General features: G+C 63.5%; 19 protein-coding genes. 12 read left to right on the top strand and 7 right to left on the bottom strand.

All coding sequences use genetic code 11. The features are described from left to right. The first annotated feature begins 115 nt into the window (after positions 1-115). The 9 genes from ACP3TA_RS12780 to ACP3TA_RS12820 all read left to right on the top strand — a co-directional run bounded on the left by ACP3TA_RS12780 (position 116) and on the right by ACP3TA_RS12820 (position 7,868). Positions 116-1,027, top strand: a complete 912-nt coding sequence (locus ACP3TA_RS12780; RefSeq protein ID WP_060659778.1) for a LysR substrate-binding domain-containing protein — start codon at positions 116-118, stop codon at positions 1,025-1,027. A gap of 44 nt (positions 1,028-1,071) precedes the next feature. Continuing rightward, entirely contained in the window at positions 1,072-1,446 is a 375-nt protein-coding gene (locus ACP3TA_RS12785) for a cell envelope integrity protein TolA (RefSeq protein ID WP_101453375.1), read from the top strand. Positions 1,447-1,586: 140 nt separating this feature from the next. Then, positions 1,587-2,063 (top strand): OsmC family protein, encoded by a 477-nt coding sequence (locus tag ACP3TA_RS12790; RefSeq protein WP_101453374.1) that lies wholly within the window; start codon positions 1,587-1,589, stop codon positions 2,061-2,063. A gap of 89 nt (positions 2,064-2,152) precedes the next feature. Then, positions 2,153-3,211, top strand: coding sequence for a fatty acid desaturase (locus ACP3TA_RS12795; protein WP_206196172.1), 1,059 nt, complete (start codon positions 2,153-2,155; stop codon positions 3,209-3,211). A 13-nt stretch (positions 3,212-3,224) separates the two neighbouring features. Beyond that, the gene (gene osmF, locus ACP3TA_RS12800) at positions 3,225-4,154 is read left to right on the top strand and encodes a glycine betaine ABC transporter substrate-binding protein OsmF (RefSeq protein WP_060659776.1); all 930 of its coding nucleotides are present in this window, start codon (positions 3,225-3,227) and stop codon (positions 4,152-4,154) included. 61 nt (positions 4,155-4,215) lie between these two features. Continuing rightward, on the top strand, positions 4,216-5,376 hold the full coding sequence (locus ACP3TA_RS12805; protein ID WP_103101900.1) for an ABC transporter permease: 1,161 nt from the start codon (positions 4,216-4,218) through the stop codon (positions 5,374-5,376). Then, complete coding sequence (locus tag ACP3TA_RS12810; protein WP_103101899.1) at positions 5,373-6,308, top strand: ABC transporter ATP-binding protein; 936 nt, start codon at positions 5,373-5,375, stop codon at positions 6,306-6,308. Before ACP3TA_RS12805 ends, ACP3TA_RS12810 begins: the two co-directional genes overlap by 4 nt. Beyond that, positions 6,305-7,078 (top strand): ABC transporter permease, encoded by a 774-nt coding sequence (locus tag ACP3TA_RS12815; protein WP_046896907.1) that lies wholly within the window; start codon positions 6,305-6,307, stop codon positions 7,076-7,078. Before ACP3TA_RS12810 ends, ACP3TA_RS12815 begins: the two co-directional genes overlap by 4 nt. Before the next feature lie 28 nt (positions 7,079-7,106). Beyond that, complete coding sequence (locus ACP3TA_RS12820; protein ID WP_206196208.1) at positions 7,107-7,868, top strand: phosphate/phosphite/phosphonate ABC transporter substrate-binding protein; 762 nt, start codon at positions 7,107-7,109, stop codon at positions 7,866-7,868. A 6-nt stretch (positions 7,869-7,874) separates the two neighbouring features. Here the strand turns inward: ACP3TA_RS12820 and ACP3TA_RS12825 are convergent, their stop codons facing one another. From ACP3TA_RS12825 to ACP3TA_RS12835, 3 genes are all read right to left on the bottom strand, one after another. Then, positions 7,875-8,594, bottom strand: coding sequence for an SDR family oxidoreductase (locus tag ACP3TA_RS12825; RefSeq protein ID WP_197788436.1), 720 nt, complete (start codon positions 8,592-8,594; stop codon positions 7,875-7,877). Positions 8,595-8,700: 106 nt separating this feature from the next. Continuing rightward, positions 8,701-9,078 carry a MarR family transcriptional regulator gene (locus ACP3TA_RS12830; protein ID WP_033638702.1) on the bottom strand — a complete coding sequence of 126 codons (378 nt, stop codon included), beginning with the start codon at positions 9,076-9,078 and terminating at the stop codon, positions 8,701-8,703. 37 nt (positions 9,079-9,115) lie between these two features. After that, positions 9,116-9,445: a DUF6516 family protein gene (locus tag ACP3TA_RS12835; RefSeq protein ID WP_046686656.1), complete on the bottom strand. Its 330-nt coding sequence runs from the start codon at positions 9,443-9,445 to the stop codon at positions 9,116-9,118. A 98-nt stretch (positions 9,446-9,543) separates the two neighbouring features. On the opposite strand from ACP3TA_RS12835, the gene ACP3TA_RS12840 reads away from it, so the two are divergent. Continuing rightward, positions 9,544-10,455 carry a LysR family transcriptional regulator gene (locus tag ACP3TA_RS12840; protein ID WP_033642361.1) on the top strand — a complete coding sequence of 304 codons (912 nt, stop codon included), beginning with the start codon at positions 9,544-9,546 and terminating at the stop codon, positions 10,453-10,455. Here the strand turns inward: ACP3TA_RS12840 and ACP3TA_RS12845 are convergent. The 4 genes from ACP3TA_RS12845 to ACP3TA_RS12860 all read right to left on the bottom strand — a co-directional run bounded on the left by ACP3TA_RS12845 (position 10,443) and on the right by ACP3TA_RS12860 (position 13,080). After that, positions 10,443-10,619, bottom strand: a complete 177-nt coding sequence (locus tag ACP3TA_RS12845; protein ID WP_162997235.1) for a hypothetical protein — start codon at positions 10,617-10,619, stop codon at positions 10,443-10,445. The two genes, ACP3TA_RS12840 and ACP3TA_RS12845, sit on opposite strands and share 13 nt — an antisense overlap. A 103-nt stretch (positions 10,620-10,722) precedes the next feature. Then, complete coding sequence (yedA, locus tag ACP3TA_RS12850; RefSeq protein ID WP_033650530.1) at positions 10,723-11,646, bottom strand: drug/metabolite exporter YedA; 924 nt, start codon at positions 11,644-11,646, stop codon at positions 10,723-10,725. Positions 11,647-11,754: 108 nt separating this feature from the next. Continuing rightward, positions 11,755-12,249, bottom strand: coding sequence for a DUF2878 domain-containing protein (locus tag ACP3TA_RS12855; RefSeq protein ID WP_033642363.1), 495 nt, complete (start codon positions 12,247-12,249; stop codon positions 11,755-11,757). Positions 12,250-12,426: 177 nt separating this feature from the next. Continuing rightward, positions 12,427-13,080, bottom strand: a complete 654-nt coding sequence (locus ACP3TA_RS12860; RefSeq protein ID WP_033642364.1) for a helix-turn-helix transcriptional regulator — start codon at positions 13,078-13,080, stop codon at positions 12,427-12,429. Between the two features lie 103 nt (positions 13,081-13,183). Between ACP3TA_RS12860 and ACP3TA_RS12865 the strand changes: the two genes are divergently transcribed. Continuing rightward, positions 13,184-14,638 carry an MFS transporter gene (locus ACP3TA_RS12865; protein ID WP_033650531.1) on the top strand — a complete coding sequence of 485 codons (1,455 nt, stop codon included), beginning with the start codon at positions 13,184-13,186 and terminating at the stop codon, positions 14,636-14,638. A 134-nt stretch (positions 14,639-14,772) separates the two neighbouring features. Beyond that, positions 14,773-15,342: a helix-turn-helix domain-containing protein gene (locus ACP3TA_RS12870; protein WP_033642366.1), complete on the top strand. Its 570-nt coding sequence runs from the start codon at positions 14,773-14,775 to the stop codon at positions 15,340-15,342. The last annotated feature ends 1 nt before the right edge of the window (position 15,343 follow it).

The raw sequence follows: 15,343 nt of genomic DNA on the forward strand, positions 1-15,343 counted from the left end.
GTTGAACATCTGATGAGTGTAACGCCGATAAAACCCATGGTAGGCAGAGGGCGATTTCAAAGATACCGCAGAATTTTTGCCGACTTGTTGAGTTTTTTTATACACGGGAGAAAACATGAGATTAAACCTGGAAGCGCTGCTGATTTTGGACGCGCTGGACCGGCACGGATCTTTCGCCGCCGCGGCCGCCGCACTGTTTAAAACCCCTTCGGCACTGAGCTATATGGTGCAAAAGCTGGAGAACGATCTCGACATCACCCTGCTGGACCGCTCCGGCCATCGGGCGAAGTTCACCGATACCGGCAAGCTGATGCTGGAAAAAGGGCGGGTGCTGCTGCGGGCGGCGCAGGATCTGGAGCAGCAGGCGCGCTACGTGGAGAACGGCTGGGAAAGCGAAATCACGCTCGGGATCGACGCCTCCTTCCCGTTTGCCCGCCTGTTGCCGCTGATCGACGAATTCTATCGGCAGCATCACCATACCCGGCTGCGTTTCAGCCACGAGGTGCTGGCCGGCTCCTGGGAGTCGCTGGTTTACGGCTGCGCCGACATTATCATCGGCGCCATCTGCGAGCCGCCGTCGCGGGTGGGCTATGCGTTCAGCCGCCTGGGGCAGCTGGATTACGTGTTCGCCGTCGCGCCGCAGCATCCGCTGGCCGCGCTGCCGGAACCGTTGCCGAAGGATGAGATCCGTCAGCACCGGGCGGTGGTGGTGCGCGATACCTCGCGCGTCAACGCGCCGCAGAGCCTGAACCTGCTGGAAGAGCAAGACACGCTGACGGTCTTCGGCTTCGACGCCAAGCTGCAGGCGCAGTTGGCCGGGCTGGGCTGCGGCTATCTGCCGCGCGCCTTGGCGGAACCTTACCTGAACAGCGGCGAACTGGTGGCGAAACGCGTCGAATCGGAACGTTGCAACGACATCGCCTACTTCGGCTGGCGGGAAAGCGCCAGCGGCCTGGCGGCCAAGTGGTGGCGCGAGCGGCTGCAGCGTTACGCGGATGACGGTGAGGCTTACCCAGCGGCGCAGTGAGGGCCGCGCGATAAGGATAAATCCCCCCAATAAGGACATCGGGAATGAAAAAGACATTAGGCCTGTTGGCGCTGTTGTTGTTGAGCGGCTGCGGCGCAGGGGCCGGTCATCAGACTGGCACCCCGTTGCCGGGGCCGCAGGCCGAGACGCAGACGGCGACGCCGCTCAGTTATCCGGCGCGGGTGCATAACGCGGTGAGCCGCGAGCTGCGTTTGCCGGAACGCGCGCGCGGCCAACGTTGCACCATCAGCATCCGTTTGCGGCCGAACGGCAAGCTGGCGAGCAGCAAGATCGTAAGAGGCGATGCGCCGCTGTGCGCGGCGGCCAACGCGGCGGTGCAGCGCGCGCAGTTTCCGCCGATGGCCAGCGCCACTGAATACGCGTTGTTCAACGCCGTGGTGCTCGATTTCGTTCCCTGAAGGGATGTGACCGACGGGCTGCCTGCGCGGCCCGTTTTTTCTCGTTTCGCCGTTTGCGTATTCACGCTTTTCCGCCAATAGTGTTCTCCGGGCATGCACCCAGATAATTTTTCATTGGCCGGCCAACGGGAGCAAAAGACATGAAAGGCGAGCGTCATTATCAGGTCTCGGTGACCTGGCAGGGAAATCTGGGCGCAGGCACGGAAGATTATCGCGCTTATGGACGCGATCACCTGATCGGCGCCGTGGGCAAGGCAGATATCGCCGGCTCAGCCGATCCGGCCTTCCGCGGTGACGCGACGCGCTGGAATCCGGAGGATTTGCTGGTAGCATCGCTCAGCGCTTGCCACAAATTATGGTACCTGCATCTGTGCGCCACCTCGGGGATTTCGGTGCTGGCCTATCAGGACGATGCCGTGGGCGTGATGCGCGAAGACGCCGCGCGCGGCGGCTTTTTCACCTCGGTGACGCTGCGGCCGCAGGTCACGGTGCGCGACGGCGACGATCTGCAACTGGCGCAACAGCTGCATGAGAAGGCGCATCACCTGTGCTTTATCGCCAATTCGGTGAATTTCCCGGTGGCGTGCGAACCGCAGGCCGCGTACGCAACCCGCTGAATTTTCACTTAGCTTTGCCATTTTCGTTATTTTGAACGTCACTGCGGCTCACGGATACTGGGGGAAAATCCCCAACCGCGAGCCGCAGCATGCCCCACGCCCACTATTTGCACCCCGAACAGCGCGAACGAATCAGGCAGCTTTATCGGCGCCGGCACTGGCGGCTGGAGCTGCCCACCTGGGGGATCATGGTGGCGGTGTACGGCGGCTGGTTCGGCGTGGCGCTGGGATGGCAAACGCTGGGCCCGTGGCTTGGCGCGCCGCTGTTGATCCTCCTGACCACCTGGTACCTGTCGTTGCAACACGAGCTGATCCACGGCCATCCGACGCGCTGGCCGCGCGTCAATCAGCTGTTCGGCCTGTTGCCGCTGGCGGTGTGGTATCCCTACGGGCTGTATCGCGATTCGCATCTGCGCCACCATCGCAATGAACACCTGACCGATCCGCACGAAGATCCCGAAAGCTACTACTTCAGCGCCGCGCAGTGGCGGCGTTATCCCCGCCTGTTGCCGCTGCTGGCCGCCGTGCGCAATACGCTGATCGGCCGGGTGCTCCTCGGCCCGGCGCTGGATATCGCCGCGACCCTGGCCGGGGCGGTGAAAGCGCTCGCCGGAGGGGAGTGGCGCGCCTGGGCGAGGTGGTTGGTGCACCTGTCGCTGTTGGCGGTGCTGCTGCACTGGCTGCAGATGCAGGGTATCGGTACGGCGTTTTATCTGTTGGCCATCAGCTACCCGGCGCTGGCGCTGACCAAGGTGAGATCGTTTTTTGAGCATCGCGCCGTGGACGCACCGCAGGCACGTTCTATTATTAATGAGGCGGGCTGGCCGTGGCGGCTGTTGTTTCTCAATCTGAACTACCATTTAGTGCATCACGATCTGCCCGGCCTGCCCTGGTATGGTTTGCGCGAAGTATATCTGGCGGAACGCGAAGCGTATCAGCGCCGCAGCCAGGGATTTGTCGCGCAAGGCTACGGCGAGTGGCTGCGCGATTACGCGCTGACGCCGATCGACGTCTGCGTGCATCCGCTGAGCGCCGGCGAACGGCGGGAGGAACGCGGTGCCCGGCCGAAGAAAAACTTTATAGCGCGCTGGAAGCGCGTTTCTCAGGATTTTCCAACCGAACTGGCCCATGAGCCGGAAAACATATAACCAGAGGAAAAGTATGGCAATCACCTTATCACGCGGACGTTCCTTTGCCATCGCGCTGGCTCTGCTGGCCACCGGCGGCCTGGCGCAGGCGGCCGACTCGGTACGCGTCGGCTCCAAGATCGATACCGAAGGTTCGCTGCTCGGCAACCTCATCGTGCAGGTGCTGGAAGCCAACGGCATCAAAACCACCAACAAACTGCAGCTCGGCACTACCAAGGTACTGCGCGGCGCCATTACCTCCGGTGAGATCGACATTTACCCGGAGTACACCGGCAACGGCGCGTTTTTCTTCTCCGATGAGAAAGATCCGGCATGGAAGAACGCCCAGGCTGGCTTCGAGAAGGTGAAGCAGCTCGACTACGACAAAAACAAAATCGTCTGGTTGGACGCGGCGCCAGCCAACAATACCTGGACTATCGCCATTCGGCAGGACGTGGCGGACGCCAACCATCTCAAAACGCTGGCGGATCTCGGCAAGTGGATCAACGGCGGGGGCAAGTTCAAGCTGGCGGCCTCGGCGGAGTTTATCGAGCGGCCGGATGCGCTGCCGGCGTTCCAGAACGCCTACGGTTTCAAGCTGAATCAGGATCAGCTGCTGTCATTGGCCGGCGGCGACACGGCGGTGACCATCAAGGCGGCGGCGGAGCAGACCTCCGGCGTCAACGCGGCGATGGCCTACGGCACCGATGGCCCGGTGGCGGCGCTGGGGTTGCAAACGCTGGCGGACCCGAAAGGCGTACAACCCATCTACGCGCCGGCGCCGATCGTGCGCGAAGCGGCGCTGAAAGCGCACGCCAATCTGCCTGAACTGCTGAAACCGGTGTTCGCCTCGCTGGACGGGCCGACGCTGCAAAAGCTCAACGCGCAGATCGCAGTGGAAGGCCAGGACGCCAAACAGGTGGCGGCCGCTTACCTGAAAGAGAAAGGATTTGTTAAGGGATAACGCCGAGGTGCCCCCTCTTGCTACGGGAGAGGGGGAAAACCGATGGCGCCGGAGAGTTTCTTTGACTATTGCCGTAAAACATCGCGTGTTGTTAACGCTGTTCGTGCTGTTGCTGCTGGCCGCCTTCGGCCTGCCGTTCCTCAGTTATGCCCCCAATCGTCTGCTGTCGGGTAAAAGCCTGTCCTTATTCTCCCTGCTGCACGGCCCGGCGCTGTGGCTATTGTTGCCGCTGGCGGCATTGGCGATCCTCAGCCTGTTGCCGCCGACGCGGGGGCGGGCGCTGCTGGCGGCGCTGGCCGCCTGCGGGGTGCTGACGCTGGCCTTCTGGATCAGCGGGCAGGCCGCCGGGCGCCTGGCGCAGGAGGGATCGCGCCTGGCGCGCACCTCCTGGGGCAGCGGATGTTGGCTGACGATGGCGCTGAGCCTGCTGATCGCGGCCGACGCCATGGCGCGTCTCACCGCGTCGCACCTGTGGCGCATGCTGGGCAACGCGCTGGTCCTGGTGCCGCCGGCGCTGCTGCTGTTCGGGCATCAGCTCGATCAACTGTCGCTGCTGAAGGAGTACCACAATCGCCAGGAGGTGTTTGACGCCGCGCTGCTGCAGCACCTGACCATTCTGCTGGCGACGATGGTCCCGGCGCTGGCGATCGGCGTGCCGCTCGGGGTGCTGTGTTTTCGCTCCGAACGCTGGCAGCGGCCGATTTTCTCCGTGCTGAACATTATCCAGACCGTGCCGTCCATCGCGCTGTTCGGCCTGCTGATCGCGCCGCTGGCGGGGCTGGCGACGGCGGTGCCCTGGCTGGCGGAGCACGGCGTCAGCGGCATCGGCATGGCGCCGGCGATCGTGGCGCTGGTGCTGTACGCGCTGTTGCCGCTGGTGCGCAGCGTGGTGGCGGGGCTGCAAAGCGTGCCGGCCGGGGTGATCGAATCCGCCACCGGCATGGGGCTGACGCGCGGGCAGATCTTCCTGCGCGTGCAGCTGCCGTTGGCGCTGCCGCTGTTCTTGACCGGCGTACGCATCCTGGCGGTGCAAACCGTCGGCATGGCGGTGGTGGCGGCGCTGATCGGCGCCGGCGGCTTTGGCGCCATCGTGTTCCAGGGGCTGCTCAGCAGCGCGCTGGATCTGGTTCTGCTGGGGGTGATCCCGGTGGTCATGATGGCGGTCATCGTCGATTCGCTGTTTAAATTTTGGGTTTCAATCCTGGACGTATCGCGCCGATGATTCACTTTGAGCAAGTCAGCAAAATTTTTCAGGGCAAGCCGGCGGTCGACGATCTCACGCTGCACATCGCCGAGGGCGAATTCACCGTGTTGATCGGCACCTCGGGTTCCGGCAAGTCCACGACGTTAAAAATGATCAATCGTCTGATCGAACACGATCGGGGCAAGATTCTCTTTGCCGGCGAAGAGATCCAGTCGTTCAAACCGCAGGATCTGCGGCGGCGCATGGGCTATGCGATCCAGTCGATCGGCCTGTTCCCGCACTGGACGGTGGAGGAGAACATCGCCACCGTGCCGCAGCTGCTGAAATGGCCGCGTGCGCGCATCCGCGATCGGGTGACCGAGTTGCTGGAGTTGTTGCATCTGGAGCCGGATCTGTTTCGCCGTCGCTACCCGCACCAGCTTTCCGGCGGGCAGCAGCAGCGGGTCGGAGTGGCGCGCGCGCTCGCCGCCGATCCCGAGGTGTTGTTGATGGACGAACCGTTCGGCGCGTTGGATCCGGTCACCCGCGCGGCGCTGCAGGCGGAGATCGCGCGCATTCATCAGATCTCGGGCCGCACCATTGTGCTGGTGACGCACGACATCGACGAGGCGTTGAGCCTGGCGGATCGCCTGGTGCTGCTCGATCAGGGGCGGGTGGTGCAACAGGGCACGCCGCTGGCGCTGCTGACCGCGCCGGCCAACGACTTCGTGCGGGATTTCTTCGGGCGCAGCGATCGCGGCATCAAGCTGCTGTCGCTGGGGACGGTGGCGGAGCGGGTGCGGCCCGGCGCCGCCGAGGGCGAACCGATCGCCGCTGCCATGAGCCTGCGCGAGGCGCTGTCGGTGTTCGTGGCGCGCGGCAGCGACTGCCTGCCGGTGGTGGATGAACGGGGCGAAGCGTTGGGGGTTCTGCACTTCCACGATCTGATCGCCGGGCAGGCGCTGTCATGAGCGGGCGTCTCTGGCGCCTGCTGCGCGATCCGCTGCCCTGGACGCTGGCGCTGCTGTTGGCGCTGGTGTTCGGCATGGATCATCTGCGCGGTCTGTTTGCCGCCTGGTTCCCCGATCTGGACCGGCCCATTTATCAGCAGGACAGCTTTATCGCGCTGGTGGGGGCGCACCTGTCGCTGGTGGCGATCTCCAGCCTGATTGCGGTGGCTCTCGGCGTGGCGGCGGGCGTCGCCGTGACCCGACGCGGCGGCCGGGAGTTTCGTTCGCTGCTGGAAACGGTGGTGGCGGTGGGGCAGACCTTCCCGCCGGTGGCGGTGTTGGCGGTGGCGGTGCCGGTGATGGGCTTCAGCGAGCAGCCGGCGATCATCGCGCTGGTGCTGTACGGCTTGCTGCCGATCCTGCAGGGCACGCTGGCGGGCATCGAATCGGTGCCGCCCGCCACGCGCGAGATCGCCCGCGGCGTGGGGATGAGCGCCTGGCAAATACTGTGGCGGGTTGAACTGCCGCTGGCGGCGCCGGTGATTGTCGCCGGGATCCGCACGTCGGTGATCATCAACATCGGCACGGCGGCCATCGCTTCCACCGTCGGTACCAAAACGCTCGGTTCGCCGATCATCATCGGCCTAACCGGGTTTAACACCGCCTATGTGATCCAGGGCGCGGCGGTTGTGGCGTTGTTGGCTATTATCACCGATATGCTGTTCGAACGTTGGGTGCGTTATCTCACCGCCTGGCGTCAGCAGACGCTGGCGGCCACTCCGGCGGGGTAAGGGGGAAATGATGCAGGTGTCTCTACCGATGTACGGCGTTGGCCGGGAGCAGGCCGACGCTTTCTGGCAGGTCTTGCGCGGCAAGCTGCTGCGGCTGGGGCTGCCGGCGGCGCCGGAACGGCTCAGCTGGCCGGACGATTTGGCGCAGCATTGGCGGCGCGAGGATCTCTTGCTCAGCCAAACCTGTGGTTATCCGTTGGTCAGCAGCCTGCCGCAGGTGCAGCTGATCGGAACCTATCATTATCGGGTGGAAGGGTGCGACGGGCCTAATTACCGCAGCTGGCTGGTGGTGCGCGCGGGCGACTCCGGCGAACGGCTGGCGGATTTTCGCGGCCGGACGGTGGCGTATAACAGCACCGATTCCCAGTCCGGCTACAACGGCTTGCGCGCGCTAATCGCGCCGCTGGCGCAGGACGGGAAATTCTTCGATGCGGCTATCGCCTCCGGGGCGCATTATCAGTCGCTGAAACTGATCCGCAGCGGGCAGGCGGATATCGCCGCCATCGATTCCATCAGCATGGAACTGCTGCGCCGCGCGCAGCCGCAGGCGCTGGAGGGGCTGAAAATCATTGGCCGCACGGCGGCGGTGCCGGGTTTGCCGCTGATCACCGCAGCCGGCACGCCGCCGGAACAGGTGGACATCCTGCGCGCCGGCGCCCGAGCGATGCTGGATGAGGCGGTCAGCGACCGCCTGCTGATCGGCGATTTCAGCCTGGTGCCGCGCTCGGCTTACCAGATTATCACCGTGCTGGAGCAGCAGGCAGCCGCACAGGGCGTAACGGCGCTCTAGCCGCCGTTACAGCAGGCCGCCGCCGTCGATGTCGATCACGCTGCCGGTGACGAAATCGTTCTCCATCGCCAGCAGGTAACCCGCTGCGACGTCGGCCGCCTGGCCGATCCGGCCGACCGGCAGACTGACGCTCACGCGCTCGAACAGCGCCTGACGCTGCGCGGCGCCCATGCCGTCGTAGGCTTCGGTGGCGGTGATGCCGGGGCTGACCACGTTCACCCGCCGCGGCGCCAGTTCCTTCGCCAGCTGTTTACCGACCGCTTCCAGCGCGGCATTGATGCCGGTTTTGATCAACTGACCGCCGAGGTATTTGCGCGACAGCTGGCCGGAGGTCAGGGTGATGGAGCCCTGCGGCGCCAGCGTCGGCAGCGCGGCCTGCACCGCGCGCAAGCTGCCCCAGAATTTGACGTTGAAGTCGGCCTGCGCCTGCTCAAAAGCAGTCTCCGCCAGCGGTTTCGCCTGCACCAGCGGCCCGGCGGTGATCACCAGATGGTCGAAAGCGCCGACGGCGGCAAACAGCGCATGCAGCGACGCTTCATCGGTCAGATCGGCCTGCATCAGATGCAGCGCGTCGTTTTTCTCCCCGGCGTGAGGAAGGCGGCGCGAAGCCAGCACCACTTCAGCGCCGCGCGCCGCCGCCGCGTAGGCCACCGCGGCGCCAATGCCGCTGGTGCCGCCCAGGATCACCAGTTTTTGTCGTTTCAGGGGGGAGTCAGGAATCGTCATGTTAAGGCCTCTTTTTAGGTAAGTTTCAACGGGATCTATCTTTCCTGATTGAAAATCACCTAACAATCGGCCTTGCTGACAAACTCTTATTAATATTTTTTAAAGATCATGCGGCGCTAAAGCGGGCGTTTAGCTTCTGATCCACGATGATTTCGAAATCGGTAAACAGCGCTCGGGGTTTCACTGAACGCCCCTGTTTTTCCAGTGCCACCAGGCCGTGCCCGCTCAGCGTTTTCAGCGTGGTGGACAGATTGCTGACCTGGCGCCCCGACAGTTCGGCCAACTGGCTGATGGTCTCGGGGCGGGCAGTGTCGATCAGACGCAGCAGGGCAATATTCTCGTTGCTGAGCACCTGGGCCAGCGCAATCATTGACGTAAACCACACTTTGGGCTCACGTTCCTGTGGCTGATATTCCCCTTTTGCGATCGCCAGTGTGCGCTTGCGAATCAGTTCTTCAGGCATCACGCCAATCAGTGCTTTCATCATCAACCTCGGTTTTCTCTCTTGCGTATGACTTCGTCTATCCGGGTAAAAAATCTTCCACCAACTGATAGGCGGAATGAAACTCGTAGGGTGAGCCTTTGTCCGTCGGGGAGTCATGTTGGTGATCGTAAACGACGCGGCCCGAAAATTTACCTTTGCGGGGTGTTTTAATGGTATGCGCGTTGTCTATGCCAAAAACCCGGGTATTGTGGTTATCATGCAAGGTCAAATTGTAACGGATGCCGTGAGGGATAAAGGCCGTTTGGGTCACCGTCCAAGCCTCGATTTTCCACCAATAGCCATCCTCACGATTGACCCGCGTGCCATGCAGGCTAAGGATGTAGTCCAGTCCGTTGTGTTCATCCATTGATCAAGGCTCCATTTATTATGATCTAATCATAACAATTGGGCGTTTTATCGTCAATCCGATACGCCGTGAATCCGGCTCTCTAAGAAGGGAAATACATGACCTCATTTGTCGATCTCGAGGTGTTTGTCCGCACGGTGGACGGCGGCAGTTTTTCCGCCGCGGCGCGCGCGCTGGACATGACGCCGGCGGCGGCCAGCATTGCGGTGAAAAGGCTGGAGCAGCAGTTGGGCGCGCGGCTGCTGGTGCGCTCCACCCGCAGCCTGAGGTTAACGGAGGAGGGGGCTCGCTATCTCGACAGCGCGCGCCTGGCGCTGGGCGCGTTAGCCGAAGGAGAGCAGGCGATCCGCGAGAAGCATCAGGGGCTGTCCGGGGTGCTGCAGATTTCCGCGCCGTCGGATTTTGGCCGCAATTTGCTGCTCTGCTGGCTGGATGAGTTCCGCCTGCAGCATCCGCATATTCAGCTGCAGCTTCTGATCAACGATCGGCAGGCCGACCTGTTCCGCGAACCGGTGGACGTGGCATTGCGCTTCGGGCCGCTGGCCGACTCTTCGCTGGTGGCGCTGCCGATCTTGCCGCAGCATCGGCGGTTGATCTGCGCCAGCCCGGATTACCTGCGGCGTCACGGCGCGCCGCAAACGCCGGCCGATCTGGTTCGGCACAGCATTCTGGTGTATCAGCCCAGCGGCAAACGGCAGGTAGAATGGCGGCTGTGGCGCGGTGAGGAGGGGGTCGAAGTGCCACTGAACGGCAGCTATTTTACCGATGACGGCGAGGTGGCGCGGCGCTGGGCGCTGGCGGGGCACGGCGTGGTGCGCAAGTCGGCGATCGACGTGGCGGCCGACATTCACGCCGGGCGGCTGGTGCAACTGTTGCCGGAATGGCGCAGCGACGCGGTGCCGATCAATCTGGTCTGCCCGCATCGTTCGCAGGTGTCGGAACGCGTCAGGCAGCTGCAGCGCTTTTTACAGCAGCGCTGCCAGCGTTGGATGGACGATCACTTGGCCTGAAGGGTTTCGGTTTGCGCCGGCGTGGCGGCGGTATCCCCGGAAGGCGCGCTTTCTTCGTGCGGGGTGGTGGAACGGGTGTAGATGTTCAGCCCGGCGAGGAATACGCCGCCCAGAGAACCGAAGGCGCACAGGGCGATGACGATGACGAACGCTTTTTTCAGCATAGGAATAATTTCGCAGGTTGCTTGGAACAGCGGGAATTATAGCCCCTTCGCCGGGTGAAACAAGAATCGTTTTTAACGGCGGCCCGCAGACCGCCCTTTGTGATCACCGCCGTTCGCAGTCGATGGCCTGTACGTTGGCCGGGCGGGCGAACAGGTATTTTCCCAGCGTCACCAGCACCACCGCCGCCACGATGATCACCAGAGCCAGCCACTCGCGCGGCGCCAGCGATTCGCCGGCAAAACCGATGCCGAGCAGCACCGCCACCACCGGGTTGACGTAGGCGTAGCTGGTGGCGACCGCCGGGCGCACGTTCTTCAATAAGAACATATAGGCGCTGATCGCCAGCATCGAACCGAAGACGATCAGATAGCCCAGCGCCAGAAAGCCGCCGGTGCTCGGCATCTGAACGAGGCGCTCGCCGCTCAGCTGGCTGGCTGCCAATAACACCACGCCGGCGACCAGCATCTCCGCCGCGCCGGCCATCGGCCCGGCCGGCAGCGAGATGCGCGATCCCAACACCGATCCGAAGGCCCAGCTGGCCGACGCCAGCAAAATCAGCAGCGCGCCGGTCGGATTGCCCACCAGGTTGTTGCCGGTATTAAGCAGCACGATGCCCACCAACCCGAGCGCGATGCCGGCCCATTCCAGCTTGGTGTTGCGCATGCCCCACAGCAGGCTGAAGCAGAGGGTGAACAGCGGCACCGTCGCTACCATCACCGCCGCGATGCCGGACGGCACGTGTTGGTGTTCCGCCACCGTCACCAGGCCGTTGCCCACCGCCAGCAGCAGAATGCCGATGGCGCCGGCGGCCAGCCATTGCTTCGGCGTCGGCAGCGCGTGGCCGCGCCAGGCCAGGAAACTGAACAGTACGATGCCGGCTAGCAGAAAGCGAATCCCGGCCATCATCAGCGGCGGCCACTGTTCGACGCCCAGACGAATGACGAAATAGGTGGAACCCCAAACGATATATAACGTGAACAACGCCCCGATCAACGGCAGGACGCTACGGCTTTGTTGGCTAAGCATAGGATTGTATTTTGCGGGAATGATTATTATTAGAACGCTCAGTAAACCCGATCGGGCAACCGATAAGCAATGGCCTGCGGCATTATTTTTCCGGCGGCCGAAAGCCGTTCAATGGCCTTGCTGTTTCCACTGCAGCCAACTGACGGCCGGCAGATAAATCGACCAGCCGATGGCCAGCAGCAGCAGCATGAACTCCGGCGGCATGCCGGGCAGCAGGGCGTCCAGTTTCCAGGACACGGCGTAGGCGAAGGGGCCGAGGGCGGCGCCCAATACCGCCAGCGGCCAGGGCGCCGCTCTGACCACGTCCAACAGCCAATACCACCAGCAGCCGAAGCCGATCCATAGCGCGATGGTCCAGAGCGGCAGGCCGTGTTGCCCGCTGTAATGCAGCACGCCGCTGTAGCTCCACAGACCATCCATGCCGATGCCGCCCAAGGCGGCCAGGGCGGCGCCCTTGCGGCGGGCGGCGGGGGTAAAGATCAGCGCCAGCGCCGCACCGGCCAGCAGTATGCCGTTGAGCCGATCGCGAGTCAGCAGCGCCAGCAGCCAGCAGACGCCCAGCCCCAGCGTCGCCAGCCAGAATCCGGCATGCGGCTTCTTCATCGTTCAACTCCCGTGGGGTTACTCTGCCGCCGTGCGCAGCGCGCCGACGGAGGTGTCAGAACGGGCGCGGGGCCCGTTGTTTGCCTGAATATTCGATAATTCAACCTTAGAAGGGAAGGTGCGGGGTGCACAAGCAGAATAATCTGTACCGGTTGAAAACGCGGGCAAAAACCGGTGTTACAAGAGAGAAATCCGGTAAGCGCAGCGGCGAGAGCCGGCCAGAATGTGTTCGGCGCGCTCAACCTGCGCCTGCAGCACTTCGGTGAAGATGCTCAGCTCAGCGCGGCAGAAGCCTTGGCAGACGGTGGCGGCGGCGCAGATCGGGCAGTGGTTTTCCACCAGCAGATAGGCGCCGTCTTCCTCCTGACGCCATTCGGCCATATACCCTTCGCGGCAGCGGATCTCGGTGAGACGCGCCACGCGTTCGCGCAGATCGGTGGCGCCGATCATCGCCTGCTTGTAGTTGATGCGGTTTTCCTGCTCACGGGTCTCGATCAGCAGGTCGATCGCCTGTTCACCCAGCTTGTCACGCACGGTGCGCAGCAGCTGCACCGTCAGATCCGCATGGGTGTCCGGAAAGCGTGCGTTACCGGCGGCAGTCAAATGCCACAGCTGCACCGGGCGGCCCACGCCGCGCGTTTCCGCGATCGCTTCGACCAGCCCCTCTTTCGCCAGCTTGACGAACTGCTGGCGGGCCGCTTCACCGGTGGTGCCGAGCACTTTTCCTGCGTCTGAGGCTTGCTGCGGGCCGCGGGTCTTCAATAGCGTCAGCAAACGGTCACTGACCGATTGTGCGGTGCTGCCGCCATTTTCCAAGTTTATTCTTGACATATTTCTCCGCCTCGCCCTAACTTATTCCAAGATAACTCTTGTTAAATTTAACGCAATCTCATGACCAACTCAATGCCATTCCTCTGAAAACAGGACAACAACCGTGATAACCCATGACGATAGCCGCTGGAGCGACCTTTTCTCCGGCAAAAATGCGGCCAGTGCGATCGCGCTCTCGCTTGGCGTGGCGCTGCATGCCATCAATATTCTGGTCGCCACCACCATTCTGCCCTCGGTGGTGCAGGATATCGGCGGTCTGGATCTCTATGCCTGGAACACCACGCTGTTCGTGGTGGCGTCGATCCTCGGCTCCGCGCTGTCGGCCCGCTTGCTCAGCGGCTACGGCGCGCGCAACGCCTATCTGGTCGCTTCGCTGTTTTTCATCGCCGGAGCGGGGCTGTGCGCGCTGGCGCCGAGCATGCCGGTGATGCTGATCGGCCGCACGGTGCAGGGATTCGGCGGCGGGCTGATCTTTGCGCTCTCCTACGCGATGATCAATCTGGTGTTCGAGCAGCGATTGTGGCCGCGCGCCATGGCGCTTATCTCGGCGATGTGGGGCATCGCCACGCTGGTCGGCCCGGCGGTAGGCGGCATTTTCGCCGAGTTGCACGCCTGGCGTTGGGCCTTCGGCATTCTGCTGCCGATCATGGCGCTGTACGCCGCGTTTACCTTCCTGATCCTGCCCAAGGGCCAGGCGCAGCAGGCGGCCGCGCCGCTGCCGACCGCGCAGCTGCTGTTGCTGACCGTGGCGGTGCTGGTGGTGTCCGCCGGCAGCCTGGCGCACAGCGTCTGGATCAACCTGGCGGGCATCGCGCTTTCGCTGGCGCTGATGGCCTGGCTGATGAAGCGCGAGGCGCGCTCGCTCGCGCGCCTGTTGCCGCACGGTGCGCTGCGGCGCGGCTCATCGTTGGCGGCGCTCTATATTACGGTGTCGTTGCTGGTGATCGGCATGACCAGCGAAATCTTCGTGCCCTATTTCCTGCAGTTGCTGCACGGCCAGTCGCCGCTGATCTCCGGCTATATCGCCGCGACCATGGCCGCCGGCTGGACGTTGTCCGAAATCCTCAGCTCCGGCTGGCGCGGGGCGGGCATTCGCCGGGCGATCGTCAGCGGGCCGCTGTTCGTGCTGGTGGGCCTGCTGGCGCTGGCGATCCTGATGCCGACGCCCTCCGACGGTCACTGGCAGGCGCTGACCCCGATCGTCATCGCGTTGTCGCTGGTGGGATTCGGCATCGGCTTCGGCTGGCCGCATCTGCTGACGCGCATTTTGCAGGTGGCGCCTGAAGCGGACAAAGACATCGCCGGCGCCTCGATCACCACGGTGCAGCTGTTCGCCACCGCATTCGGCGCGGCGCTGGCGGGGATGATCGCCAACCTGGCGGGGCTGAACGATCCGGGCGGCGCGGCGGGCGCGGCATCGGCGGCGCGTTGGCTGTTCCTGGCGTTCGCGCTGGCGCCGCTGCTGGCGGTATTCAGCGCCTGGCGCTGCGCCGCGATCGCGCCGCCGGCCGCCGAGACGGGCAATTTTGTACCCAACCCGTCCTCGCGCGAGTGCTAGAACGCTTCTCCTCATTCGGCGATGTTTGCGGTGATCCTGGCGTTATTCCTGCGCGACATTGTTAAAATTCGCTTGCTATATCTCTAATTTGAGATTATTTCTCTTATATGGGATTTTCAAACGGAGTGTGAACGATGGATAACGGTCTGGACAATGCCGACCTGAGGTTGGCGCAGCGGCTTGCGGATTTGCGCCAGCAACGGGCGTGGTCGCTGGAGGAGCTGGCGCAGCGCACTGGCCTTAGCCGGGCGACGCTCTCGCGGGTGGAGCGCGCCGAGACCAGCCCGACGGCGTCGTTGCTGAACCGGCTGTGCGCCGCCTATGGGTTGACCATGTCGCGCCTGCTGAGCGAGATCGAAGACGAGCCGCCGGAGCTGTTGCGGCCGCAGCAGCAACCGGTGTGGGTCGATCGCGCCAGCGGTTTTCACCGTCGCTCCGTTTCTCCCCCCGCTGCGTTGTATAAGGCTGAATTTATCGAAGCCCGGCTTGATGCCGGCGCGCAGATCGATTACGACCTGCCGTCGATTCCGGCGCTGGAGCACCATCTCTGGCTGCTGTCCGGGCAGCTGGAGTTGACGCTGGAAGGGCGCGTTTTCCGGTTATCATCCGGCGACTGCCTGCGCTACCGCCTGTTCGGCGCCTCCCGTTTCCATGTCCCCGGCGATGAGCCGGCCCATTACACCCTCGTTATTTGCAGGCCATAGC

It is taken from the genome of Serratia sp. 2C06, from assembly GCF_050037615.1.
Lineage (GTDB): Bacteria > Pseudomonadota > Gammaproteobacteria > Enterobacterales > Enterobacteriaceae > Serratia > Serratia ureilytica.

Excerpts from the sequence above, each read along its gene's own strand:
- ACP3TA_RS12825 (WP_197788436.1), bottom strand. The coding sequence starts at position 8,594 with ATGACGATTCCTGACTCCCCCCTGAAACGACAAAAACTGGTGATCCTG.
- osmF (WP_060659776.1), top strand. The coding sequence starts at position 3,225 with ATGGCAATCACCTTATCACGCGGACGTTCCTTTGCCATCGCGCTGGCT.
- ACP3TA_RS12840 (WP_033642361.1), top strand. The coding sequence starts at position 9,544 with ATGACCTCATTTGTCGATCTCGAGGTGTTTGTCCGCACGGTGGACGGC.
- ACP3TA_RS12790 (WP_101453374.1), top strand. The coding sequence starts at position 1,587 with ATGAAAGGCGAGCGTCATTATCAGGTCTCGGTGACCTGGCAGGGAAAT.
- ACP3TA_RS12820 (WP_206196208.1), top strand. The coding sequence starts at position 7,107 with ATGTACGGCGTTGGCCGGGAGCAGGCCGACGCTTTCTGGCAGGTCTTG.
- ACP3TA_RS12830 (WP_033638702.1), bottom strand. The coding sequence starts at position 9,078 with ATGAAAGCACTGATTGGCGTGATGCCTGAAGAACTGATTCGCAAGCGC.
- ACP3TA_RS12855 (WP_033642363.1), bottom strand. The coding sequence starts at position 12,249 with ATGAAGAAGCCGCATGCCGGATTCTGGCTGGCGACGCTGGGGCTGGGC.
- ACP3TA_RS12835 (WP_046686656.1), bottom strand. The coding sequence starts at position 9,445 with ATGGATGAACACAACGGACTGGACTACATCCTTAGCCTGCATGGCACG.
- ACP3TA_RS12810 (WP_103101899.1), top strand. The coding sequence starts at position 5,373 with ATGATTCACTTTGAGCAAGTCAGCAAAATTTTTCAGGGCAAGCCGGCG.
- ACP3TA_RS12815 (WP_046896907.1), top strand. The coding sequence starts at position 6,305 with ATGAGCGGGCGTCTCTGGCGCCTGCTGCGCGATCCGCTGCCCTGGACG.
- ACP3TA_RS12845 (WP_162997235.1), bottom strand. The coding sequence starts at position 10,619 with ATGCTGAAAAAAGCGTTCGTCATCGTCATCGCCCTGTGCGCCTTCGGT.
- ACP3TA_RS12785 (WP_101453375.1), top strand. The coding sequence starts at position 1,072 with ATGAAAAAGACATTAGGCCTGTTGGCGCTGTTGTTGTTGAGCGGCTGC.
- ACP3TA_RS12780 (WP_060659778.1), top strand. The coding sequence starts at position 116 with ATGAGATTAAACCTGGAAGCGCTGCTGATTTTGGACGCGCTGGACCGG.
- ACP3TA_RS12870 (WP_033642366.1), top strand. The coding sequence starts at position 14,773 with ATGGATAACGGTCTGGACAATGCCGACCTGAGGTTGGCGCAGCGGCTT.
- ACP3TA_RS12860 (WP_033642364.1), bottom strand. The coding sequence starts at position 13,080 with ATGTCAAGAATAAACTTGGAAAATGGCGGCAGCACCGCACAATCGGTC.
- yedA (WP_033650530.1), bottom strand. The coding sequence starts at position 11,646 with ATGCTTAGCCAACAAAGCCGTAGCGTCCTGCCGTTGATCGGGGCGTTG.
- ACP3TA_RS12795 (WP_206196172.1), top strand. The coding sequence starts at position 2,153 with ATGCCCCACGCCCACTATTTGCACCCCGAACAGCGCGAACGAATCAGG.